Raw genomic sequence first — 22,876 nt, forward strand, 5'->3', positions numbered from 1 at the left:
AGAACACCATGCCCCGTCCCGCGAAAGCCCATCCCACCCAGAAAGCTGCGAAGGCCGAAGCCGATCTGGCCGAAGTCCTGCGGCCGGGCCAGTCCGTCGAGCTGCTCAAGGAGCTGCACATCCTCACGCGCGAAGGCCGACTCAACCAGGATTCGCGGCGCAAGCTCAAGCAGGTCTACCACCTGTTCCAGTTCATCGAGCAGCTGCTGCGCGAGCTGCCGGGCGAGGGCGCCGAGGCCACGCTGGCCGACCACGGGGCGGGCAAGTCGTACCTCGGCTTCATCATCTACGACCTGTTCTTCCGCGCGCGGCAGGGCGGGCATGTCTACGGCATCGAGACGCGCAGCGAGCTGGTCGAACGCTCCCGCGCGCTGGCGCAGCAGCTGGGCTTCGGGCGCATGTCGTTCCTGAACCTCACCGTGGCCGAGTCGGCGCAGGCGAGCGAGCTGCCGGCGCAGATCGACGTGGTCACCGCGCTGCACGCCTGCGACACCGCCACCGACGATGCCATCGCCTTCGGCCTGGCCAAGAAGGCGCGCTGCATGGTGCTCGTGCCCTGCTGCCAGGCCGAAGTGGCGGCCTGCCTGCGCGAGACCAAGGCGCTGGCCCTGTCGCGCACGCCGCTGGCCGAGTTGTGGCGCCATCCGCTGCACACGCGCGAGATCGGCAGCCAGCTCACCAACGTCCTGCGCTGCCTGTACCTGGAAGCCAACGGCTACAGCGTGACGGTCACTGAGCTCGTCGGCTGGGAGCACAGCATGAAGAACGAGCTGATCCTGGCGCGCTACACCGGCCAGCGCAAGGCGAGTGCGGCGACGCGGCTGCGCGAGCTGCTGGCGCAGTTCGGGCTCGACACGCTGGGCGACACGCGCTTCCGCCTCGCCGATTAAGCACCCGGACGGCGTCGTCCACCGTCACCATGGCCCGTCTCCCCCGTCTCACGCTGGCCGGCATGCCGCACCACGTGATCCAGCGCGGCAACAACCGCCAGCCGATCTTCGTCGACCGCGCCGACCACGAGAAGCTGCTCGGCCTGCTGGCCGAGAACGCCGCGCGCTTCGGCATTGCGCTGCACGCCTACGTGCTGATGGACAACCACTTCCACCTGCTGGCCACCCCCGACAGCGCCGCGGGCCTGCCGCAGTTCATGCAATCGGTCGGGCGCAGTTACGTGCGCTACTTCAACGACCGCCACGGCCGCAGCGGCACCTTGTGGGAAGGGCGCTACAGATCGACGCTGATCCAGACCGAGCGCTACCTGCTGACCTGCATGGCCTACATCGACCTGAACCCGGTGCGCGCCGGGATGGTCGCCGAGGCGCGCGACTTCCCCTGGTCCAGCCACGGCCACTACGCCGGCCTGCGGCAGGACCGGCTGTTGACCCCGCATCCGCTGTACTGGGAACTCGGCAACACGCCCTTTGCGCGGGAGGCGGCGTATGCCGAACTGGTGCGTGGCGGCGTCCGTGCGGCCGATCAGCAGGCCCTGACCGAGGCCACGCTGCGCGGCTGGGCGGCCGGCGATGGCGACTTTTTGGACACGTTGCAGAAGTCCATCGAGCGTCGCGTCATCAAGGCCAAGGCCGGCCGGCCGCCGGCATCCCCTAAGGATCAAGACTGAAAACGGCGAAGTGCCGCATGTGTATTGAGGTTCGTGCTCCTGCTTTTAATATGTCCCCAATTTAATTCTGACAAGAAAACTCAAGATTTAATGGGAATCTGACCCTAATTAAAGTGTTTGGCATTCTTTGTGCATCGCAATATGCTCCCTTTCCCTGCGAAAACTGAAGGAGCGCGCCATGACGACGGCTGCCGAGATTCAACACCTCCAAGAACACGGTCTGTATTCCGGTGCCGATGAGCACGACGCCTGTGGCGTCGGCTTCGTCGCCCATATCAAGGGCGAGAAGAGCCACGCCATCGTGCTGCAGGGCCTGAAGATCCTCGAGAACCTCGACCACCGCGGCGCCGTCGGCGCCGACAAGCTGATGGGCGACGGTGCCGGCATCCTGATCCAGCTGCCCGACCTGCTGTACCGCGAAGAAATGGCCAAGCAGGGCGTCACGCTGCCCCCGCCGGGCGAATACGGCGTCGGCATGATCTTCCTGCCGAAGGAACACGCCTCGCGCGAAGCCTGCGAACAAGAGATGGAACGCGCCATCAAGGCCGAAGGCCAGGAGCTGTTGGGCTGGCGCGACGTGCCGGTCAACCGTGACATGCCCATGTCGCCCACCGTGCGCGAAAAGGAACCGCTGCTGCGCCAGATCTTCATCGGCCGCGGCAACGACGTGATCGTGCAGGACGCGCTGGAGCGCAAGCTGTACGTGATCCGCAAGACCGCCAGCGCCAACATCCAGCGCTTGAAGCTCAAGCACAGCAAGGAATACTACGTTCCGAGCATGTCCAGCCGTACCGTGGTCTACAAGGGCCTGCTGCTGGCCGACCAGGTTGGCACCTACTACCTCGACCTGCAGGACAAGCGCTGCGTCTCGGCCCTGGGCCTGGTGCACCAGCGCTTCTCGACCAACACCTTCCCCGAGTGGCCGCTGGCCCACCCGTACCGTTATGTCGCCCACAACGGCGAGATCAACACGGTCAAGGGCAACTACAACTGGATGAAGGCACGCGAAGGCGTGATGTCGTCGCCGGTGCTCGGCGCCGACCTGCAGAAGCTCTACCCGATCAGCTTCGCGGGCCAGTCCGACACCGCCACCTTCGACAACTGCCTTGAGCTGCTGACGATGGCCGGCTACCCGATCAGCCAGGCCGTGATGATGATGATTCCCGAGCCCTGGGAACAGCACGCCACCATGGACACGCGCCGCCGCGCGTTCTATGAGTACCACGCCGCCATGCTCGAGCCGTGGGACGGCCCGGCCTCCATCGTCTTCACCGACGGCCGCCAGATCGGCGCCACGCTCGACCGCAACGGCCTGCGCCCCTCGCGCTACTGCGTGACCGACGACGACCTGGTCATCATGGCCTCCGAGTCGGGCGTGCTGCCCGTGCCCGAGCAGAAGATCGTGCGCAAGTGGCGCCTGCAGCCCGGCAAGATGTTCCTCATCGACCTGGAGCAGGGCCGCATGATCGACGACGAGGAGGTCAAGTCCACCCTCGCGAACAGCAAACCCTACAAGCAGTGGATCGAGAACCTGCGCATCAAGCTCGACAGCGTCAAGGCCGAACCGGCCGCGATCCCCGTGAGCCAGGTCGCGCTGCTCGACCGCCAGCAGGCCTTCGGCTACACCCAGGAAGACATCAAGTTCCTGATGAGCCCGATGGCGCAGGCCGGCGAAGAGGGTATCGGCTCCATGGGCAACGACAGCCCGCTGGCCGTGCTCTCCAGCAAGAACAAGCCGCTGTACAACTACTTCAAGCAGCTGTTCGCGCAGGTCACGAACCCGCCGATCGACCCGATCCGCGAAGCGATCGTGATGTCGCTCGTGTCCTTCATCGGCCCCAAGCCGAACCTGCTGGACATCAACCAGGTCAACCCGCCCATGCGGCTCGAAGTGAGCCAGCCCATTCTCGACTTCGCCGACATGGCGAAGCTGCGCGACATCGGCACCTACACGCAGGGCAAGTTCAAGAGCTACGTGCTCGACATCACCTACCCGCTGGGCTGGGGCGATGAGGGCGTCGAAGCCAAGCTGGCCTCGCTGTGCGCCGAAGCGGTCGATGCCATCAAGGGCGGCCACAACATCCTGATCGTGAGCGACCGCGGCGTGGGCCCGACGCAAGTGGCGATCCCCGCCGTGCTGGCGCTGTCGGCCGTGCACCAGTACCTCGTGCGCGAGGGCCTGCGCACCACCGCCGGCCTCGTGGTCGAGACCGGTTCGGCGCGCGAAGTGCATCACTTCGGCGTGCTCGCCGGCTACGGCGCCGAAGCCGTGCACCCGTACCTCGCGATGGAAACGCTGGCGGCCATGCACGCCGACCTGCCGGGCGACCTGAGCGCCGAAAAGGCGGTCTACAACTACGTCAAGGCCATCGGCAAGGGCCTGTCGAAGATCATGTCGAAGATGGGTGTCAGCACCTACATGAGCTACTGCGGCGCCCAGCTGTTCGAAGCCATCGGCCTGAACACCGAGACGGTGAACAAGTACTTCACCGGCACTGCCAGCCGCGTGGAAGGCATCGGCGTCTTCGAAATCGCCGAAGAAGCCATCCGCATGCACAAGGCCGCCTTCGGCGACGACCCCGTGCTCGCCCACATGCTGGACGCCGGCGGCGAATACGCCTGGCGCACGCGCGGCGAAGAGCACATGTGGACGCCCGACGCCATCGCCAAGCTGCAGCACAGCACGCGTTCCAACAACTGGAACACGTACAAGGAATACGCGCAGCTCATCAACGACCAGAACCGCCGCCACCTCACGCTGCGCGGCCTGTTCGAGTTCAAGATCGATCCGGCCAAGGCCATCCCGGTCGACGAAGTCGAAGCGGCTGCCGAAATCGTCAAGCGCTTCGCCACCGGTGCCATGTCGCTGGGTTCGATCAGCACCGAGGCGCACGCCACGCTCGCCATTGCCATGAACCGCATCGGCGGCAAGAGCAACACGGGCGAAGGCGGTGAAGACCCCGCGCGCTACCGCAACGAACTGAAGGGCATCCCGATCAAGCAGGGCGACACGCTCAAGAGCGTGATCGGCGCGGCCAACGTCGAGGTGGACCTGCCGCTGAACGACGGCGACTCGCTGCGCTCGCGCATCAAGCAGGTCGCGTCGGGCCGCTTCGGCGTCACCGCCGAGTACCTGCACTCGGCCGACCAGATCCAGATCAAGATGGCGCAAGGTGCCAAGCCGGGCGAGGGCGGTCAGCTGCCCGGCGGCAAGGTCACCGAGTACATCGGCAAGCAGCGTTATGCCGTGCCGGGCGTGGGCCTCATCTCGCCGCCGCCGCACCACGACATCTACTCGATCGAGGACCTGGCCCAGCTCATCCACGACCTGAAGAACACCGCGCCGCACGCCAGCATCAGCGTGAAGCTGGTGAGCGAAATCGGCGTCGGCACCATCGCTGCGGGCGTGGCCAAGTGCAAGAGCGACCACGTCGTGATCGCCGGCCATGACGGCGGCACGGGCGCATCGCCCTGGTCGTCGATCAAGCACGCGGGCAGCCCGTGGGAAATCGGCTTGGCCGAGACGCAGCAGACGCTGGTGCTCAACCGCCTGCGCAGCCGCATCCGCGTGCAGGCCGATGGCCAGATGAAGACCGGCCGCGACGTCGCCATCGGCGCGCTGCTGGGCGCCGACGAGTTCGGCTTCGCCACCGCGCCGCTGGTGGTCGAGGGCTGCATCATGATGCGCAAGTGCCACCTGAACACCTGCCCGGTGGGCGTGGCCACGCAAGACCCGATCCTGCGCAAGAAGTTCTCGGGCAAGCCTGAGCACGTCGTCAACTACTTCTTCTTCGTTGCCGAAGAAGTGCGCCAGATCATGGCCCAGCTGGGCATCCGCAAGTTCGACGACCTGATCGGTCGCGCCGACCTGCTCGACATGCGCAAGGGCATCGAACACTGGAAGGCTTCGGGCCTCGATTTCAGCCGCCTGTTCGCGCTGCCGATCGTGCCGGCCGACGTGCCGCGCTTCCATGTCGAGAACCAGGACCACGGCCTCGAGCGCGCGCTCGACGTGAAGCTCATCGAGAAGTCGCGTCCCGCCATCGACAAGGGCGAGAAGGTGCAGTTCATCGAGGTGGCGCGCAACGTCAACCGTTCGGTGGGCGCGATGCTCTCGGGCGCGCTGACCAAGGTGCATCCGCAAGGCCTGCCCGACGATTCGATCCGCATCCAGCTCGAAGGCACGGGGGGCCAGTCGTTCGGCGCCTTCCTGGCACGCGGCATCACGCTGTACCTGATCGGCGACGCCAACGACTACACCGGCAAGGGCCTCTCGGGCGGCCGCGTGGTGGTGCGACCCAGCCTCGACTTCCGCGGCGAAGCCGTGCGCAACACCATCGTCGGCAACACCGCGCTGTACGGTGCGACGACCGGCGAGGCCTACCTGTGCGGCGTGGCCGGCGAGCGCTTCGCGGTGCGCCTCTCGGGTGCCACGGCGGTCATCGAAGGCACCGGCGACCACGGCTGTGAATACATGACTGGCGGCACGGTGGCTGTGCTCGGCAAGACGGGCCGCAACTTCGCGGCCGGCATGAGCGGCGGCGTCGCCTTCGTCTACGACGAAGACGGCCAGTTCGCCTCGCGCTGCAACCTCTCGATGGTGTCGCTCGACAAGGTGCTGACCTCGGCCGAGCAGACCGCCAGCGTGCATCGCAAGATCTGGCACGGCGGCGAAACCGACGAAGCACAGCTCAAGAAGCTGCTCGAGGAGCACCACCGCTGGACCGGCAGCAAGCGCGCGCGCGAATTGCTCGACCACTGGGCCGAGTCGCGTACCAAGTTCGTCAAGGTGTTCCCGAACGAGTACAAGCGCGCCCTGGCCGAACTGCACGACCGTCAGGTCGAGCTGGCCAGCAGCGGCAACAACGCCCACGTGGGCCTCGAGCCGCACGCACTGGCCGCGCCCGCCACGGCCGCCGTCTGAGCGCGCCATAGATACGAAGAACAGAGGACAGCACGATGGGAAAAATCACCGGCTTCATGGAGCATGAGCGTGTCGAAGAGGGCTACACGCCCGTCGAAGAGCGCGTCAAGCACTACAAGGAATTCGTGGTCGGCCTGAACACCGACCAGGCCAAGGTGCAGGGCGCACGCTGCATGGACTGCGGCACGCCGTTCTGCAACAGCGGCTGCCCGGTCAACAACATCATTCCGGACTTCAACGACCTCGTGTACCGCGACGACTGGCAGAACGCCTTCGCGGTGCTCGACTCGACCAACAACTTCCCCGAGTTCACCGGCCGCATCTGCCCCGCACCCTGCGAGGCCGCCTGCGTGCTCAACGTGAACGACGATGCGGTCGGCATCAAGTCGCTGGAACACGCGATCATCGACCGCGCCTGGGATGAAGGCTGGGTGGCGCCGCGCGTTGCCAAGCACAAGACCGGCAAGAAGGTCGCCGTGGTCGGGGCCGGCCCCGCCGGCATGGCAGCGGCTCAACAACTGGCGCGCGTCGGCCACGACGTGACTCTCTTCGAGAAGAACGACCGCATCGGCGGCCTGCTGCGCTACGGCATTCCCGACTTCAAGATGGAGAAGACGCACATCGATCGCCGCGTCGAGCAGATGAAGGCCGAAGGCGTGACCTTCCGCACCGGCGTCATGGTCGGTGCCGCGAAAGATCCGCTGGGCAAGGGCTCCAAGGTCACGAACCTGGCCAAGGAAACCGTCACGCCCGAGCAGCTGCAGAAAGAGTTCGACGCCGTGGTGCTCACCGGTGGTGCCGAGCAATCGCGCGACCTGCCCGTGCCCGGGCGCGACCTCGACGGCATCCACTTCGCGATGGAGTTCCTGCCGCAGCAGAACCGCGTCAACGCGGGCGACAAGGTCAAGGGCCAGCTGCGCGCCGACGGCAAGCACGTGATCGTCATCGGCGGTGGCGACACCGGCTCCGACTGCGTGGGCACCAGCAACCGCCACGGTGCCGTGAGCGTCACGCAGTTCGAACTGATGCCGCAGCCGCCCGAAGAGGAGAACCGTCCACTGACCTGGCCCTACTGGCCGATCAAGCTGCGCACCAGCTCCAGCCACGAAGAAGGCTGCGAGCGCGAGTTCGCCATCTCCACCAAGGAGTTCATCGGCGAAAAGGGCAAGGTCACCGGCCTGAAGACCGTTCGCGTCGAATGGAAGGACGGCAAGATGCAGGAAGTGGCCGGCAGCGAGCAGATCCTCAAGGCCGACCTCGTGCTGCTCGCCATGGGCTTCATCAGCCCCGTGGCCACCGTGCTCGACGCCTTCGGTGTCGAGAAGGACGCGCGCGGCAACGCGCGCGCCACGGTCGACTTCATCGGCGGCTATGCAACGAATGTGCCCAAAGTGTTTGCAGCCGGCGACATTCGCCGCGGCCAGTCGCTGGTGGTATGGGCAATTCGCGAAGGACGTCAAGCGGCGCGCGCGGTCGACGAATTTTTGATGGGATTCAGCGACTTACCGCGCTGATTTTTGTTTCAGTGAAGCGGCGCCGTTCGTGGCCCCGTTATCATCCGCGGAAACCGCATGCCGGGATGCCTGAGAAGGCGCCCGGCTTTTTTATTGTGATGGACCCAGCCACACCACCGTCTTCCTCCTTCGTCGAATTCCGCGATGTCTCGTTCGGCTACGGCGCGCGCGCGATCCTCGATGGCGTGTCGTTTTCCGTGCCGCGAGGCAAGGTGACGGCGTTGATGGGGGCGTCGGGTGGTGGCAAGACCACCGTGCTGCGCCTGATCGGCGGCCAGCAACGTGCGCAACGCGGCGAGGTGCTGTTCGATGGCAAAGACGTCGGCCGCTTCGATGTTTCGACGCTGTATGCGGCGCGGCGCCGCATGGGCATGCTGTTCCAGTTCGGCGCGCTGTTCACCGACATCAGCGTGTTCGACAACGTGGCCTTCCCGCTGCGCGAGCACACGCAGCTGTCGGAAGCGCTGGTGCGCGACATCGTGCTCATGAAGCTCGACGCCGTCGGCCTGCGCGGCGCGCGCGACCTGATGCCCAGTGAGGTGTCGGGCGGCATGGCGCGGCGCGTGGCGCTGGCCCGTGCGATCGCGCTCGACCCCGACCTCGTCATGTACGACGAGCCCTTTGCGGGGCTCGATCCGATCTCCCTCGGCACGGCCGCACGGCTGATCCGTCAGCTCAATGATGCGCTGGGTCTTACCAGCATCATCGTGTCGCACGATCTCGAAGAAACCTTCCGTATCGCCGACCACGTGATCGTTCTGGCCAACGGCGGCATCGCCGCGCAGGGGCGGCCCGAGGAGGTGCGCGAAAGCGCCGATCCGTTGGTGCACCAGTTCGTCAACGCACTGCCTGACGGGCCTGTGCGCTTCCACTACCCGGGCGTCAGCATCCAAGACGATTTCGGGAACCGGGAAGGGGGACGCTCATGAGCTGGTGGAAGCCCGCCGACATCGGCTTTGCCGTGCGCAGCCAACTGGCTGGCATGGGCCACGCCGCCAAACTCTTCCTGCGGCTGCTCGGCCCGGGCGCGCAGATCATGCGCCGCTTCGGGCTGGTGCGTGACCAGGTCCATTTCCTGGGCAACTACTCGCTCGCGATCATCGGCGTGTCGGGGCTGTTCGTGGGCTTCGTGCTCGGGCTGCAGATGTACTACGCGCTGCAGCGCTACGGCTCGTCCGAAGCGCTCGGCCTGCTGGTCGCGCTGAGCCTCGTGCGCGAACTCGGTCCTGTGGTGGCGGCTCTGCTGTTCACCGGCCGGGCCGGCACTTCGCTGACAGCCGAGATCGGCCTCATGAAAGCCAACGAGCAGTTGAGCGCCATGGAAATGATGGCGGTCGACCCGGTGCAGCGCATCCTTGCGCCGCGCTTCTGGGCTGGCGTCATCACCATGCCGCTGCTGGCAGCCGTGTTCAGCGCGGTCGGCATCATGGGCGGCTATGTCGTGGGCGTGCTGATGCTGGGCGTCGACCCGGGCGCGTTCTGGGGCCAGATGCAGGGTGGCGTCGATGTCTGGCGTGACGTCGGCAACGGCGTCATCAAGAGCATCGTGTTCGGTTTCACCGTGACCTTCGTCGCGCTGCTGCAGGGCTTCGAAGCCCAGCCGACGCCCGAGGGCGTGTCGCGCGCGACCACGCGGACCGTGGTGATGGCGTCGCTGGCGGTGCTGGGGCTAGATTTCTTGCTCACCGCCATGATGTTCAGTATCTAAAGGGGCCCCGGCCCCATCGTTCTAGACAGAGAGTGCAAACCATGCAACGTTCCACCAACGACATCTGGGTCGGCCTGTTCGTGCTGATCGGCGGCGCTGCCCTGCTGTTCCTGGCACTGCAGTCGGCCAACCTGCTGAGCCTGAACTTCCAGAAGACCTACACGGTCACCGCGCGTTTCGACAACATCGGCGGGCTCAAGCCCCAGACGGCGGTCAAGAGCGCCGGCGTGGTCGTCGGTCGTGTGGAATCCATCGCATTCAACGACAAGGCCTTTCAGGCGGACGTGACGCTGGCGCTTCAAAACCGTTACAGTTTTCCCAAGGACAGCTCGCTCAAGATCCTGACCAGTGGCCTGCTCGGCGAGCAGTACATCGGGATCGAGGCGGGCGCCGAGGAAAAGAACCTGCAAGCCGGCGACACCATCACCGCGACTCAGTCGGCCGTGGTGCTGGAGAACCTGATCAGCCAGTTCCTGTACAGCAAGGCCGCCGAGGGGAATACGGCGCCGGGAACAGCCAACAAGAAATGACCACACGACTTTTTTCGTCGAATGCTATTAAAAGTGTAGCGAAATCCGCCCGCTGGGCTGGCGCAACCGTCGGGTTCGCGCTGGTGGCCGGATGCGCCACCGGACCCGGGACGAGCCCGACCGACCCTTTCGAGCCATTCAACCGCGGCGTGACGCGCTTCAACGACACCGTCGACGAAGCGGTGCTCGAGCCCGTGGCCAGCACCTACCAGAAGGTGGTGCCCTCGCTGGTGCGACAGGGCGTGACCAACTTCTTCAGCAACATCGGCGACGTCTGGAGCCTGGCCAACAACGTGGCGCAGCTCAAGCTGCAGAACAGCGCCGAGACCTTCATGCGGCTGAACGTCAACACCTTCTTCGGCTTGGGCGGGCTGCTCGACGTGGCCACGGAAGCAGGCATTCCGCGCCACGAAGAAGATTTCGGTCAGACGCTGGGCTATTGGGGCGTGGGCGCCGGTCCTTATGTCGTGCTGCCTCTGCTTGGACCGTCCACGTTGCGTGACACAGTGGCCAAGCCGCTTGAACTCTATGGCGATGCACAGGGCTATATCCACGATGTCGCCTGGCGCAATTCGCTGTCGGTCCTGCGCATCGTGGACACCCGCTCGCGTTACCTGGGCGCGACCCGCCTGCTCGACGAAGCCGCGCTCGACAAGTATTCGTTCACGCGCGATGCGTTCCTGCAGCGCCGCCGCAACCAGGTCTACGACGGCAACCCGCCGGACGACGACAACGCCGGCAAGTGATGGCGGCGCGGCGGACGGGAAGCCTGCTTGCATCCGGTTGCAGGCTTCACCTCCGCTTCAGGAACCCGGTCGGCCTGGCGCCTGTCGAAACCGTTCCTGTCTCAGCACGGGGCCATTGGCTGCACCGTGCAGGGAAGACAATTCAACCTGAGGGACTCACCATGAACAACAAGATCTTGCTGCAACGACGCGACCTGGGCCGACTGGCATTGGCCGGCGCGCTGCTGTTCGGCGCCGCCACCGCCTTCGTGCACCAGCCCGCATACGCGGCCGACGAGGCCCCCGACGCGCTCGTCAAGCGCCTGTCGACCGACGTGCTCGAGACCATCAAGGCCGATTCGTCGATCAAGGCCGGTGACATCAACAAGATCATGCTGCTGGTCGACAGCAAGATCATGCCCAACGTCAACTTCCAGCGCATGACTGCCTCGGCCGTCGGCCCGGCCTGGCGCCAGGCCACGCCCGAGCAGCAAAAGCGCCTGCAGGACGAGTTCAAGACCCTGCTGGTGCGCACCTACGCCGGTGCGCTCGACCAGGTGAGCGACCAGACCGTCACCATCCGCCCGTTCCGCGGCGCGCCCACCGACACCGACGTGCTCGTGCGCACCGAGGTCAAGGGTCGCGGCGATCCGGTGCAGCTCGACTACCGCCTCGAAAAGACGCCGGGCCAGGGCGCCGGCTGGAAGGTCTACAACCTGAACGTGCTGGGCGTGTGGCTGGTCGATACCTACCGCACCCAGTTTGCGCAGGAAATCAACAAGAGCGGCATCGATGGCCTGATTGCCGCGCTGGCCGCGCGCAACAAGGGCAACGGCAAGGGCTGACGGGCGCACGCCATGCTGGTCCTTCCCTCCCGACTCACCCACGACGAGGCTCCTGCCTGCATGCGCATGCTGCAGCAGGGGCTCAAGGGCCAGACCGACTCGACCTCCACCGTGGTCGACGCCACGGCGCTGGCCCAGTTCGATTCCTCCGCGCTGGCGGTGCTGCTCGAGTGCCGGCGCGAATCCAGCGCGCTGGGCCGGGGGTTCTCGGTCAAGGGCCTGTCGCCGCGCCTGCGCGAGCTGGCCGCGCTGTACGGCATCGCGGGCCTTTTGCCCGCTGCGCCCTGACACCCTAGCGCGTGCGTGGCACTGCTGCGGTCAGTAGCGCGAGTGCCTTGTTCAGGGTCGGGGTCGCGAATCGCTCCCCCTTCGAGTGGCCGATGCGCACGACCACAAGATCGTGCGACGGAATCACGAGCACGAACTGGCCCCCTGCGCCGAGCATGTAGTAGGCCGTCGTCGGCGCCGCCAGCGCCCCCGTTCCATTGATCCAGAAAAATCCCCCGTAGATGGGGCGCTGGTCCACGGCCCAGGCCGGTGCGGCCGTGCTCACGAAATTGACGAACCCCTCGGGAAGGATGCGCTCGCCGTTCCACACACCGTCCTGCAGGTAGAGATTGGCCAGCCGGGCCCAATCGCGGGCCGACATGAAGTCGTAGCCTTGCGTGAGGAAGTTGCCGTAGGGATCGGTCTCGATCACCATGGAGCGGATGCCGATCTTGTCGAAGATGGCGCGCTGCGGGAACGAGAGGTACTCTTCGCCGCGCTTCTCGACCGCAAGGCGGACCAGGTAGTTGGCAAGCACCGGATCGGTGTTGCGGTAACGGCCCACCGTGTTGGGTGGCCATTGCTGCGGTCGGGTCGCGGCGTAGTTGAAGGCGTTGATCCGGCCTGTGTAGTAGTAGATGTGATCGGGGTAGGTGCCGTTGGGGTCGAAGTCCGGATCGTCCGGGGCCTTGATGCGCAGCCCGCTGGACATGCGCAGGATGTCGGCAATGCGGATCTGCTGGCGGCCGTCACCGGCACCTTGCCATTCGGGAATCGGCGCGGGCTGGTCGAGCTTGTACACGCCCTGCTTGATCAGCACGCCCATCATCGTGGCCACGACGCTCTTGCCCATCGACCATGATTCGAGCGGCGTTGTCGGGCCGAGGCCGTTCATGTAGCGCTCGCCGATGAGCCGCCCCTTGTGCGTGACCACGAAGGCCGCGGTGTAGGCCTCCGTCGTTTCGAAGGCGGCGTCGATGGCCTGGGTCACCTTGGCCATGTCGACGTCGGCGGGCGGCGGGTCGTTCGGCAGCACGTCCCCCATGGGCCAGGGCACGGTCGCAGGGTCGGCCAGCGCGCTCTTGACAAGGACGGGGGTGAAGAGAACGTCGTCCTTGCCGGGCGGCAGCGTGATGCAACCCTGCGAGCCGAAGTGGCGGGCCACCAGCGTCGGGCCGCCGTTGGGCATCGTGATGCGGACCTCCTTCTTGGTGCGGTCGACCACTGGCGCGCCCACTTTCTTGCGCTGTTCGTACGGCCCCGTGAAGTACCCGACGGTCTCGGCGGCGACCGCAGGATCGAGTCCGGTGATGAAGACCGCCGAGCACATGGCCTTGGCATACCCGGACGTGTTGTGCTCCAGCACATCGCCGGGTGGCGGCACGTAGGGCGTGTCCAGCTCCAGGCACTTGGCGCGCGCAATGAGTGCATCGCGGGCCGGCAGTTGGGCCGAACCGGCAGATGAGGCGCAAGGTGGGGCGGTGCCACCCCCTGCGCCAGCGCCAGCACCGCCGCCGAGGCCAAGGCCGATACCACCACCTCCGCCGCCGCCGCCACCTCCTCCCCCGCAAGCGGTCAGCACCATCGCCAGGAGCAGGGCGGCCACGGTTGGGAGGGGACTGCGGGTCAAACACTTCATGGGCGTTCCTCGCGATGGGCGGTTGCGGTGCGCAAAATCGGCACCGGCGGGATTGTGGGTGAACTCCGGGCCGATGCCTAGGACGGTCGGCTTCCCGCGTTCACCCCTGAACAGCGCCGAACAACCCATCGCCCGTAAAATCGCGGGCTCCCATGCCCGCGATCTCATTCCAGTCGGTCTCCAAGACCTACCCTCCCTCCCGTCAGCAACGCGCCCAAGGCAAGCAAGGGCTGCGTGCGGTCGACGAGGTTTCCTTCCAGATCGAGCCGGGCGAGTTCTTCGGCCTGCTCGGCCCCAACGGCGCGGGCAAGACCACCCTGATCAGCATGCTGGCGGGCTTGTCGCGGCCCACGGCGGGCGCGATCAGCGTGCACGGCTTCGACGTGCAGCGCGACTACGCCGAGGCCCGGCGCCAGCTCGGCATCGTGCCGCAGGAGCTGGTGTTCGACCCCTTCTTCAACGTGCGCGAGTCGCTGCGCATCCAGTCGGGCTACTTCGGCATCAAGAACAACGAAGCCTGGATCGACGAGCTGCTGCAGAGCCTGGGCCTGGCCGACAAGGCCACGTCCAACATGCGCCAGCTCTCGGGCGGCATGAAGCGCCGCGTGCTGGTGGCGCAGGCGCTGGTGCACAAGCCGCCGGTCATCGTGCTCGACGAGCCCACGGCCGGTGTCGACGTCGAGCTGCGCCAGACGCTCTGGCAGTTCGTCGCCAAGCTCAACAAGCAGGGCAGCACCGTGCTGCTGACCACCCATTACCTCGAAGAGGCCGAGGCGCTGTGCAGCCGCATCGCGATGCTCAAGCTCGGCAAGGTGATCGCGCTGGACCGCACCAGCGAGCTGCTGAAGTCGGCCGCGAGCAACGTGCTGCGCTTCAAGACCGACGCCATGCTGCCCTGGGCCATCGCCCAGCACGCGCGCATCACCGGGCGCATCGTGCAGCTGCCGGCGCAGAACGCGCATGAAGTCGAACAACTGCTGGCCGCGATCCGCGAAGCCGGCGTCGCGGTGGAAGACGTGGAAATGCGCAAGGCCGACCTGGAAGACGTGTTCATCGACCTGATGGCGGGCGAGCAGACGCCGCTGGAGGTGTCGCGATGATGGCCGTGACCGGGTGGCGAGCGCTGCTCTACAAGGAAACGCTGCGCTTCTGGAAGGTCGGCTTCCAGACCGTCGGCGCGCCGGTGCTCACTGCGCTGCTGTACCTCATGGTGTTCGGCCATGTGCTCGAGGGCCGCGTCACGGTCTACGGCTCCGTGGGCTACACCGCCTTCCTGATCCCCGGCCTCGTGATGATGAGCGTGCTGCAGAACGCGTTCGCGAACAGCTCGTCCTCGATCATCCAGAGCAAGATCATGGGCAACCTCGTGTTCGTGCTGCTCACGCCGCTGTCGCACTGGGGCTGGTTCTTCGCCTACGTGGGCTCCTCGGTGATCCGCGGGCTGGCGGTGGGCGTGGGCGTGTTCGCCGTGACCCTCTTCTTCGCCGTGCCGAGCTTCGTGGCGCCGGTGTGGATCCTGGTGTTCGCGCTGCTGGGCTCGGCCATGCTGGGCACGCTGGGCCTCATCGCCGGGCTGTGGGCCGAGAAGTTCGACCAGATGGCCGTGTTCCAGAACTTCCTGATCATGCCCATGACCTTCCTGTCGGGCGTGTTCTATTCGATCGGCTCGCTGCCGCCGTTCTGGCAGAGCGTGAGCCACCTGAACCCCTTCTTCTACATGATCGACGGCTTCCGCTACGGCTTCTTCGGGGTGAGCGACGCTTCGCCCTGGCTGAGCTTCGGCATCGTCGGTTCCGCCTGGCTGGTGGTGAGCGCGATTGCCGTTCACCTCCTGCGCATCGGCTACAAAATCCGCGGCTGATCCCGCCTTCCAAGACCCCATGACCGCTGACGAACTCCAAGCCATCATCGCTGCCCATCTGCCGTGCGAGCACATCACGCTCGAGGGCGACGGCCGACATTGGTACGCGACCATCGTCTCGGCCGAATTCGAGGGCAAGCGCGCCATCCAGCGCCACCAGCGGGTCTACGCCACCCTCGGTGCGAAAATGCACACCGACGAGGTGCATGCGCTCTCGATGAAGACCTACACGCCGGCCGAATGGGCCGCCGTGGACAAATGACTTTCCGGCCCCTGCGGGCCTCCTGATTTCGCTGGATCCTTCATGGACAAACTTCTGATTCGCGGCGGGCGTGAGCTTCGCGGCGAAGTGCTCATTTCCGGCGCCAAGAACGCCGCGCTGCCCGAGCTGTGCGCAGCGCTGCTGACCGACCAGCCCGTGGTGCTGCACAACGTGCCGCGCCTGCAGGACGTGTCGACCATGCTCAAGCTGGTGCGCAACATGGGCGTGACGGCCGAGGCCGACGACAACGGCACCGTGCGCCTGAACGCCGGCGAACTCGGCAACCCCGAGGCCCCCTACGAACTCGTGAAGACCATGCGCGCCTCGGTGCTGGCGCTGGGCCCGCTGCTGGCGCGCTTCGGCCACGCCAAGGTCTCGCTGCCCGGCGGCTGCGCCATCGGCTCGCGGCCGGTCGACCAGCACATCAAGGGTCTGCAGGCGATGGGCGCCGAGATCGTGGTCGAGCACGGCTACATGGTCGCGCGCCTGCCCGAGGGCCGCACGCGGCTGAAGGGCGCGCGCATCCTGACCGACATGGTCACCGTCACCGGCACCGAGAACTTCCTCATGGCCGCCGCGCTGGCCGAGGGCGAGACGCTGCTCGAAAACGCCGCGCAGGAGCCCGAGATCATCGACCTGGCCGAGATGCTGATCCGCATGGGCGCGAAGATCGAAGGCCACGGCACCAGCCACATCCGCATCCAGGGCGTCGAGAAGCTGCACGGCTGCGAGCACGCCGTGGTGGCCGACCGCATCGAGGCCGGCACCTTCCTTTGCGCCGTGGCGGCCACGGGCGGCGAGGCCTTCCTGCGCCATGCGCGCGGCGACCACCTCGACGCCGTGATCGACAAGCTGCGCGACGCCGGCTGCACCGTCGTGACCGAACCCGACGGCGTCCGCATCGGCTCGCTGGGCCCCGCGTACGACCACCTGAAGGCGCAGAGCTTCAGCACCACCGAATACCCCGGCTTCCCGACCGACATGCAGGCCCAGTTCATGGCCCTGAACGTGATCGCGCGCGGCGCCTCGATGGTCACCGAGACCATCTTCGAGAACCGCTTCATGCACGTGAACGAGATGGTGCGCCTGGGCGCGCGCATCCACGTCGAGGGCAAGGTCGCGATGGTCGAGGGCGTGCAACAGCTCTCGGGCGCCACCGTGATGGCCACCGACCTGCGCGCCTCCGCCAGCCTCGTCATCGCCGGCCTCGTGGCCGAGGGCGAGACGCTGGTCGACCGCATCTACCACCTGGACCGGGGTTACGACCGAATGGAATCGAAACTGCGCGGCCTCGGTGCCGACATTGAACGCGTGACGGGAGCCGCCGCATGATCACCTTGGCTCTTTCCAAAGGCCGCATCTTCGAAGAGACGATGCCCCTGCTGGCCGCCGCCGGCATCGAGGTCACCGAAGACCCCGAGAAATCGCGCAAGCTCATCCTCGACACCACCCGCCCCGACGTGCGCGTGGTGCTGGTGCGCGCCTCCGACGTGCCCACCTACGTGCAGTACGGCGGCGCCGACCTCGGTGTGACCGGCCTCGACGTGCTGCTCGAAAACGGCAACCAGGGCATGTACCAGCCGCTGGACCTGCGCATCGCGGCCTGCCGCCTCAGCGTGGCCGTGCGCGCCGACTACGACTACGCCTCGGCCGTGAAGCAGGGCTCGCGCCTGCGCGTGGCCACCAAGTACGTGGGCCTGGCGCGCGACTTCTTCGCCAGCAAGGGCGTGCACGTCGACCTGATCAAGCTCTACGGCAGCATGGAGCTGGCGCCGCTCACGGGCCTGGCCGACGCCATCGTCGACCTGGTCTCGACCGGCAACACGCTCAAGGCCAACCACCTCGTCGAGGTGGAGCGCATCATGGACATCAGCGCCCGGCTGGTCGTCAACCAGGCCGCGCTCAAGCTCAAGCGCGAACCCATCCGCCGCATCATCGACGCCTTCGCGTCCGCCATTCCCTCCGCCTGAACCTCAAGCCCATGACTCTGCAAGCAGCCCCCGCCCGACTGTCCACGAACTCAGCCAGCTTCGACGCTGAATTCAAGGCGCGGCTGCATTGGTCCGCGGACGCGGACGCTGCGATCGAGAAGGTGGTGGCCGACATCCTGGCCGACGTGCAAAAGCGCGGCGACGAGGCGGTGCTCGAGTACACGAACCGCTTCGACAAGCTCGACGCGAAGACGCTGCCCGAGCTCGAACTCACGCAGGCCGAGCTGAAGGCCGCGTTCGAGGGCCTCCCGGCCGTGCAGCGCGACGCGCTCGAAGCCGCCGCCCGCCGCGTGCGCAGCTACCACGAGGCGCAGAAGAAAGCCTCGGGCGAAAGCTGGAGCTACCGCGACGCCGACGGCACGCTGCTCGGCCAGAAGGTCACGCCGCTGGACCGCGTGGGCATCTACGTGCCGGGCGGCAAGGCCGCGTACCCGTCGAGCGTGCTGATGAACGCCATTCCGGCGCACGTCGCGGGCGTGGGCGAGATCATCATGGTCGTGCCCACGCCGAAGGGCGAGAAGAACCAGCTCGTGCTCGCCGCCGCCTACGTGGCCGGCGTGACGCGCGGCTTCACCGTCGGCGGTGCGCAGGCCGTGGCCGCGCTGGCCTACGGCACGGCCACCATCCCGGCCTGCGACAAGATCACCGGCCCCGGCAACGCCTACGTGGCCGCCGCCAAGCGCCGCGTGTTCGGCACCGTGGGCATCGACATGATCGCGGGCCCGAGCGAAATCCTGGTGCTGGCCGACGGCTCCACGCCGCCCGACTGGGTGGCCATGGACCTGTTCAGCCAGGCCGAGCACGACGAGCTGGCCCAGAGCATCCTGCTGTGCCCCGACGCCGCCTACATCGACCGTGTGCAGGCCGAGATCGACCGCCTGCTGCCGACCATGCCGCGCGCCGAGATCATCGCCGCCTCGCTCAACGGCCGCGGCGCGCTGATCCACACGAAGAGCATGGAAGAGGCCTGCGAGATCAGCAACCGGATCGCCCCCGAACACCTCGAGGTCAGCAGCAGCGAACCGCACCGCTGGGAACCGCTGCTGCGCCACGCCGGCGCGATCTTCCTGGGCAACTTCACCAGCGAGAGCCTGGGCGACTACTGCGCCGGCCCGAACCACGTGCTGCCCACGAGCGGCACGGCGCGTTTCTCGAGCCCGCTGGGCGTGTACGACTTCCAGAAGCGCTCCAGCCTCATCGAGGTGAGCGAGGCCGGCGCGCAGGTGCTGGGCCCGATCGCCGTCACGCTGGCCGAAGGCGAGGGCCTGCAGGCGCACGCCGAAGCCGCGCGCATGCGCCTGCGTAAGATCTGAGGCTCCAACAACCCCGCTTCAGGGAGGAGCACGCCAGATGATTCAACGCCTCTATCGCTCGCGATTTTTCCGCTTCGCCACCGGCCTCGTTGCCGGTGCCGCCTTGCTGGCCGCCTGCACCCAGATGCCGCAGAACCGCGCCGAGACGACCGCGATGGCGGCCACGTCCAGTGCTGCAAAGCCCGCACCCGCGCCGGCCCAGCTCGGCACGCAATGGGGCGAAGGCATCGAGTCGAAGACCCGCACGGTGGCTGCCAAGCGCCTGTCCGACCAGCCCGACGACGTGGCCTCGATCGGCTACAACGACGCCGCCAGCGTGCGCCGCGATGCGGGCAGCAACCCCGAGCGCCGGCTGAACCTGCAGCTGGCCCAGGGCGACATCGAATGGTCGGTGCTCGACGAGAACGACCGCCCGCTGCCGTTGCAGCGCGCACGTCGAAGCGGCAATGACATGTTCCGCCTCGCTGGCGTCGAAGGCGCGCGCTACACGCTGCGCTTTCGCAACCTCAGCGACCGCAGCTACGAGGTGATCGCCACCGTCGACGGCCTGGACGTGCTCAACGGCAAGCCCGGCAGCCTGCGCAACGGCGGCTACGTGCTGCGCCCGCAGCAGACGCTGAACATCGAGGGCTTCCGCAAGAGCCAGAGCGAAGTGGCTGCCTTCCGTTTCGCCACGCCGGGCCGTGCCTACGCCGCGAACACCGAGGCCGGCGACGTGCGCAACATCGGCGTGATCGGCGCCGCGTTGTTCGAGCTCGAAGAGCCGAACGCCCCGCGCCGCACCCGCCGCGACGCCTCGCCGTCGCAGCCCAGCGCCTTCCCGGCCGACGGCGCGTACGCGCCGCCGCCGCGCTACCGCAAGTAAGCCGGCGAGGCCATGCAACGTGCCGCCGTCCTGCTGTTGCCGCGCCTGCCGGCGCTGCTGCTCGCCCTGGCGGCCGGTGCGATCGGCGCCGGCGCGCAGGCCATGAGCATCCGCGAGCTGCGCACCCTCGAAGCCAACGAGAAGGACGGCAAGGCCTACGCCAGCTACTACCTCGTCGGCGTGCTCGAAGGCCTGCGTGAGGGCGTCGAGTCGTCGCAGCGCAACGGCCAGGTGCCGCCGTTCTGCATCGAGGGCCGCCGCCTCGAACCCTCGATGGCCCGCTCGCTCTACCAGACCGAGCTGAGCCGTAACGCCGACAGCTACGAAGCCGACATGCCCGTGCAACTGGTCATGGCCGGCGCCCTCCGCAACAGCTACCGCTGCACCCGATGACCGTTTCCGACTCTTCCGCCTCCGACACCCGCCTGCCCCTCGAGCGCATCCGCGCCGACGTGCGCGCCATGCACGCCTACGCGGTGCAGGACGCGCGCGGCTTCCTCAAGCTCGACGCGATGGAGAACCCCTACGGCCTGCCGCCCGCGCTGCAGGCCGAACTGGGCGCGCGCCTGGGCGCGCTGGCGCTCAACCGCTACCCCGGCGACCGCGGCGCCGACCTGCAGCGCGCGCTGGCCGCCCATGCGGGCCTGCCCGAAGGCTTCGGGCTGATGCTGGGCAACGGCTCGGACGAACTGATCTCGCTGCTGGGCATCGCCTGCGACCAGCCCGGCGCCGCCGTGCTGGCGCCCGTGCCCGGCTTCGTCATGTACGCGATGAGCGCCCAGCTGCAGGGCCTGCGCTTCGTGGGCGTGCCGCTGACGGCCGATTTCGAACTCGACGAGGCCGCCATGCTGGCAGCCATCGCGCGCGAGAAGCCCGCCATCGTCTATCTCGCCTACCCGAACAACCCGACCGCCAACCTCTGGGACGACGCCGTCATCGAGAAGATCGTGCAGGCCCAGGGCGCGCAGGGCGGCCTGGTGGTGATCGACGAGGCCTACCAGCCCTTCGCTGCCCGCAGCTACATCGACCGGCTCGCCAAGCACCGCCACGTGCTGCTGATGCGCACCCTGAGCAAGTTCGGCCTGGCCGGCATCCGCCTGGGCTACCTCATGGGCCCCGCCGCGCTGGTCGCCGAGATCGACAAGGTGCGCCCGCCCTACAACATCAGCGTGCTCAACTGCGAGGCCGCGCTGTTCGCGCTGGAGCACGCGGCCGTGTTCGAGGCGCAGGCGCGCCAGATCCGCGAAGGGCGCGACCAGCTCATGGCCGCGCTGGCCCGGCTGCCGGGCGTGAAGACCTGGCCCAGCGACGCCAACATGATCCTGCTGCGCGTGCCCGATGCCACCCGTACCTTCGAGGGCATGAAGGCCCGCGGGGTGCTGGTGAAGAACGTTTCTAAAATGCATGAACTGCTCGCCAACTGCCTGCGCCTCACCGTCGGAACGGCCGACGAGAACACGCAGATGCTGGCGGCGCTCGAAGCCTCACTATGACCACCCCCACGACCCCGGGCAGCACCGATCGCATCGCGACGGTCACCCGCCACACCGCCGAGACGAAGATCACGGTCAGCGTCAACCTCGACGGCACCGGCAAGGCCAAGCTCTCCACGGGCATCGGCTTTTTCGATCACATGCTCGACCAGATCGCCCGCCACGGGCTGATCGACCTGGACATCGACTGCGAGGGCGACCTGCACATCGACGGCCACCACACGGTGGAAGACGTGGGCATCACGCTCGGCCAGGCCGTGGCCAAGGCCATCGGCGACAAGAAGGGCATCCGTCGCTACGGCCATGCCTACGTGCCGCTGGACGAAGCGCTGAGCCGCGTCGTCATCGACTTCTCGGGCCGCCCCGGCCTCGTGATGCACGTGCCCTTCACCAGCGGCATGATCGGCACCTTCGACAGCCAGCTCACCTACGAGTTCTTCCAGGGCTTCGTGAACCACGCCTTCGTCACGCTGCACATCGACAACCTGAAGGGCGTGAACGCGCACCACCAGTGCGAGACCGTGTTCAAGGCCTTCGCGCGCGCCATGCGCGGCGCGCTGGAGCTCGATCCGCGCTCCGTCGGCGTCATTCCCTCGACCAAAGGTTCGCTCTGAAACTCTCTGGCGAACAGCTATGAAATCTGTAGCAAAAAATTCCGTCGCGGTCGTCGACTACGGCATGGGCAACCTGCACTCCGTGTCGCAGGCCGTGCGCCATGCGGCCGACCAGGTGGGCGTGGAGGTGTTCGTCACCTCCGACCCGGACGTGGTGCGAAAGGCCACCCGCGTGGTGCTGCCGGGGCAGGGCGCCATGCCCGACTGCATGCGCGAGCTGCGCGACTCGGGCCTGCTCGAGTCGGTGCTCGAGGCGGCGGCCAGCAAGCCGCTCTTCGGCGTGTGCGTGGGCATGCAGATGCTGCTGTCGCGCAGCGACGAGGGCCCGACCGACGGCCTGGGGCTCATTCCCGGCGAGGTCGTCAAGTTCGACCTGGCCGGTCGCCTGCAGCCCGACGGCAGCCGCTTCAAGGTGCCGCAGATGGGCTGGAACCAGGTGCGCCAGGCCCAGCCGCACGCGGTGTGGGCGGGCATTCCCGACCAGAGCTACTTCTATTTCGTGCACAGCTTCTACGCATGTCCGGCGGATGCCCGGCACAGCGTGGGCGAGGCCGATTACGGGGCATGCTTTACCGCGGCCATCGCACGCGATAACATTTTTGCCACCCAGTTCCACCCGGAGAAGAGTGCGGACCATGGGCTGCAGCTGTATCGCAACTTCCTCCATTGGAACCCCTGACCTTATATTCCCGCCCGGGCCGCAC

The 22,876-nt window shown here is 67.0% G+C and carries 22 protein-coding genes; 21 read left to right on the forward strand and 1 reads right to left on the reverse strand.

The window, feature by feature from the left end; translation table 11 throughout:
• Positions 1–8: 8 nt before the first annotated feature.
• From AC3WQM_RS14380 to AC3WQM_RS14425, 10 genes are all read left to right on the forward strand, one after another.
• Entirely contained in the window at positions 9–890 is an 882-nt protein-coding gene (locus AC3WQM_RS14380) for a class I SAM-dependent methyltransferase (protein ID WP_492679800.1), read from the forward strand.
• A gap of 29 nt (positions 891–919) precedes the next feature.
• Positions 920–1,621: a transposase gene (locus AC3WQM_RS14385; RefSeq protein WP_492679569.1), complete on the forward strand. Its 702-nt coding sequence runs from the start codon at positions 920–922 to the stop codon at positions 1,619–1,621.
• Between the two features lie 178 nt (positions 1,622–1,799).
• Positions 1,800–6,545 (forward strand): glutamate synthase-related protein, encoded by a 4,746-nt coding sequence (locus AC3WQM_RS14390; protein WP_492679571.1) that lies wholly within the window; start codon positions 1,800–1,802, stop codon positions 6,543–6,545.
• 35 nt (positions 6,546–6,580) lie between these two features.
• The gene (locus tag AC3WQM_RS14395) at positions 6,581–8,059 is read left to right on the forward strand and encodes a glutamate synthase subunit beta (protein ID WP_492679573.1); all 1,479 of its coding nucleotides are present in this window, start codon (positions 6,581–6,583) and stop codon (positions 8,057–8,059) included.
• A 65-nt stretch (positions 8,060–8,124) separates the two neighbouring features.
• Complete coding sequence (locus tag AC3WQM_RS14400) at positions 8,125–8,988, forward strand: ABC transporter ATP-binding protein (protein WP_492679802.1); 864 nt, start codon at positions 8,125–8,127, stop codon at positions 8,986–8,988.
• Positions 8,985–9,767: a lipid asymmetry maintenance ABC transporter permease subunit MlaE gene (gene mlaE, locus AC3WQM_RS14405; RefSeq protein WP_489058977.1), complete on the forward strand. Its 783-nt coding sequence runs from the start codon at positions 8,985–8,987 to the stop codon at positions 9,765–9,767. Before AC3WQM_RS14400 ends, mlaE begins: the two co-directional genes overlap by 4 nt.
• A gap of 41 nt (positions 9,768–9,808) precedes the next feature.
• Positions 9,809–10,297, forward strand: a complete 489-nt coding sequence (gene mlaD, locus AC3WQM_RS14410; RefSeq protein ID WP_062471729.1) for an outer membrane lipid asymmetry maintenance protein MlaD — start codon at positions 9,809–9,811, stop codon at positions 10,295–10,297.
• The gene (locus AC3WQM_RS14415; RefSeq protein WP_492679575.1) at positions 10,294–11,043 is read left to right on the forward strand and encodes an MlaA family lipoprotein; all 750 of its coding nucleotides are present in this window, start codon (positions 10,294–10,296) and stop codon (positions 11,041–11,043) included. Before mlaD ends, AC3WQM_RS14415 begins: the two co-directional genes overlap by 4 nt.
• Positions 11,044–11,204: 161 nt before the next feature.
• Entirely contained in the window at positions 11,205–11,867 is a 663-nt protein-coding gene (locus AC3WQM_RS14420; protein ID WP_354347910.1) for an MlaC/ttg2D family ABC transporter substrate-binding protein, read from the forward strand.
• A 12-nt stretch (positions 11,868–11,879) separates the two neighbouring features.
• Positions 11,880–12,155: an STAS domain-containing protein gene (locus AC3WQM_RS14425; protein ID WP_119554261.1), complete on the forward strand. Its 276-nt coding sequence runs from the start codon at positions 11,880–11,882 to the stop codon at positions 12,153–12,155.
• Positions 12,156–12,159: 4 nt separating this feature from the next.
• Here the strand turns inward: AC3WQM_RS14425 and AC3WQM_RS14430 are convergent, their stop codons facing one another.
• Positions 12,160–13,740: a serine hydrolase domain-containing protein gene (locus AC3WQM_RS14430; protein ID WP_492679577.1), complete on the reverse strand. Its 1,581-nt coding sequence runs from the start codon at positions 13,738–13,740 to the stop codon at positions 12,160–12,162.
• 185 nt (positions 13,741–13,925) lie between these two features.
• On the opposite strand from AC3WQM_RS14430, the gene AC3WQM_RS14435 reads away from it, so the two are divergent.
• From AC3WQM_RS14435 to hisH, 11 genes are read left to right on the forward strand one after another with little or no spacing between them, the layout of a single operon-like run.
• Entirely contained in the window at positions 13,926–14,873 is a 948-nt protein-coding gene (locus tag AC3WQM_RS14435) for an ABC transporter ATP-binding protein (RefSeq protein ID WP_062471713.1), read from the forward strand.
• 5 nt (positions 14,874–14,878) lie between these two features.
• Positions 14,879–15,634: an ABC transporter permease gene (locus AC3WQM_RS14440; RefSeq protein WP_489059448.1), complete on the forward strand. Its 756-nt coding sequence runs from the start codon at positions 14,879–14,881 to the stop codon at positions 15,632–15,634.
• A 19-nt stretch (positions 15,635–15,653) separates the two neighbouring features.
• Positions 15,654–15,896, forward strand: coding sequence for a BolA family protein (locus AC3WQM_RS14445; protein ID WP_062471708.1), 243 nt, complete (start codon positions 15,654–15,656; stop codon positions 15,894–15,896).
• 42 nt (positions 15,897–15,938) lie between these two features.
• Complete coding sequence (gene murA / locus AC3WQM_RS14450) at positions 15,939–17,228, forward strand: UDP-N-acetylglucosamine 1-carboxyvinyltransferase (RefSeq protein ID WP_492679579.1); 1,290 nt, start codon at positions 15,939–15,941, stop codon at positions 17,226–17,228.
• Entirely contained in the window at positions 17,225–17,866 is a 642-nt protein-coding gene (hisG, locus tag AC3WQM_RS14455) for an ATP phosphoribosyltransferase (RefSeq protein ID WP_492679581.1), read from the forward strand. The genes murA and hisG overlap by 4 nt, the downstream gene beginning before the upstream one ends.
• Positions 17,867–17,877: 11 nt before the next feature.
• Positions 17,878–19,200, forward strand: a complete 1,323-nt coding sequence (gene hisD, locus AC3WQM_RS14460; protein ID WP_492679583.1) for a histidinol dehydrogenase — start codon at positions 17,878–17,880, stop codon at positions 19,198–19,200.
• A gap of 37 nt (positions 19,201–19,237) precedes the next feature.
• The gene (locus AC3WQM_RS14465; RefSeq protein ID WP_095949881.1) at positions 19,238–20,065 is read left to right on the forward strand and encodes a hypothetical protein; all 828 of its coding nucleotides are present in this window, start codon (positions 19,238–19,240) and stop codon (positions 20,063–20,065) included.
• Between the two features lie 12 nt (positions 20,066–20,077).
• Complete coding sequence (locus AC3WQM_RS14470; RefSeq protein ID WP_070059929.1) at positions 20,078–20,458, forward strand: hypothetical protein; 381 nt, start codon at positions 20,078–20,080, stop codon at positions 20,456–20,458.
• Positions 20,455–21,558, forward strand: coding sequence for a histidinol-phosphate transaminase (gene hisC / locus AC3WQM_RS14475; RefSeq protein WP_492679585.1), 1,104 nt, complete (start codon positions 20,455–20,457; stop codon positions 21,556–21,558). The genes AC3WQM_RS14470 and hisC overlap by 4 nt, the downstream gene beginning before the upstream one ends.
• Positions 21,555–22,172: an imidazoleglycerol-phosphate dehydratase HisB gene (gene hisB / locus AC3WQM_RS14480; RefSeq protein ID WP_062471688.1), complete on the forward strand. Its 618-nt coding sequence runs from the start codon at positions 21,555–21,557 to the stop codon at positions 22,170–22,172. The genes hisC and hisB overlap by 4 nt, the downstream gene beginning before the upstream one ends.
• Before the next feature lie 19 nt (positions 22,173–22,191).
• A complete protein-coding gene (gene hisH / locus AC3WQM_RS14485) occupies positions 22,192–22,851 on the forward strand; it encodes an imidazole glycerol phosphate synthase subunit HisH (protein WP_307695396.1) in 660 nt (219 codons plus the stop codon).
• The last annotated feature ends 25 nt before the right edge of the window (positions 22,852–22,876 follow it).

This window comes from Variovorax sp. FW301-JW7 (assembly GCF_058788795.1).

Coding starts and splice junctions, on each gene's coding strand:
- AC3WQM_RS14380 (WP_492679800.1), top strand. CDS start 9: ATGCCCCGTCCCGCGAAAGCCCATCCCACCCAGAAAGCTGCGAAGGCC.
- AC3WQM_RS14385 (WP_492679569.1), top strand. CDS start 920: ATGGCCCGTCTCCCCCGTCTCACGCTGGCCGGCATGCCGCACCACGTG.
- AC3WQM_RS14390 (WP_492679571.1), top strand. CDS start 1,800: ATGACGACGGCTGCCGAGATTCAACACCTCCAAGAACACGGTCTGTAT.
- AC3WQM_RS14395 (WP_492679573.1), top strand. CDS start 6,581: ATGGGAAAAATCACCGGCTTCATGGAGCATGAGCGTGTCGAAGAGGGC.
- AC3WQM_RS14400 (WP_492679802.1), top strand. CDS start 8,125: ATGCCTGAGAAGGCGCCCGGCTTTTTTATTGTGATGGACCCAGCCACA.
- mlaE (WP_489058977.1), top strand. CDS start 8,985: ATGAGCTGGTGGAAGCCCGCCGACATCGGCTTTGCCGTGCGCAGCCAA.
- mlaD (WP_062471729.1), top strand. CDS start 9,809: ATGCAACGTTCCACCAACGACATCTGGGTCGGCCTGTTCGTGCTGATC.
- AC3WQM_RS14415 (WP_492679575.1), top strand. CDS start 10,294: ATGACCACACGACTTTTTTCGTCGAATGCTATTAAAAGTGTAGCGAAA.
- AC3WQM_RS14420 (WP_354347910.1), top strand. CDS start 11,205: ATGAACAACAAGATCTTGCTGCAACGACGCGACCTGGGCCGACTGGCA.
- AC3WQM_RS14425 (WP_119554261.1), top strand. CDS start 11,880: ATGCTGGTCCTTCCCTCCCGACTCACCCACGACGAGGCTCCTGCCTGC.
- AC3WQM_RS14435 (WP_062471713.1), top strand. CDS start 13,926: ATGCCCGCGATCTCATTCCAGTCGGTCTCCAAGACCTACCCTCCCTCC.
- AC3WQM_RS14445 (WP_062471708.1), top strand. CDS start 15,654: ATGACCGCTGACGAACTCCAAGCCATCATCGCTGCCCATCTGCCGTGC.
- murA (WP_492679579.1), top strand. CDS start 15,939: ATGGACAAACTTCTGATTCGCGGCGGGCGTGAGCTTCGCGGCGAAGTG.
- hisG (WP_492679581.1), top strand. CDS start 17,225: ATGATCACCTTGGCTCTTTCCAAAGGCCGCATCTTCGAAGAGACGATG.
- hisD (WP_492679583.1), top strand. CDS start 17,878: ATGACTCTGCAAGCAGCCCCCGCCCGACTGTCCACGAACTCAGCCAGC.
- AC3WQM_RS14465 (WP_095949881.1), top strand. CDS start 19,238: ATGATTCAACGCCTCTATCGCTCGCGATTTTTCCGCTTCGCCACCGGC.
- AC3WQM_RS14470 (WP_070059929.1), top strand. CDS start 20,078: ATGCAACGTGCCGCCGTCCTGCTGTTGCCGCGCCTGCCGGCGCTGCTG.
- hisC (WP_492679585.1), top strand. CDS start 20,455: ATGACCGTTTCCGACTCTTCCGCCTCCGACACCCGCCTGCCCCTCGAG.
- hisB (WP_062471688.1), top strand. CDS start 21,555: ATGACCACCCCCACGACCCCGGGCAGCACCGATCGCATCGCGACGGTC.
- hisH (WP_307695396.1), top strand. CDS start 22,192: ATGAAATCTGTAGCAAAAAATTCCGTCGCGGTCGTCGACTACGGCATG.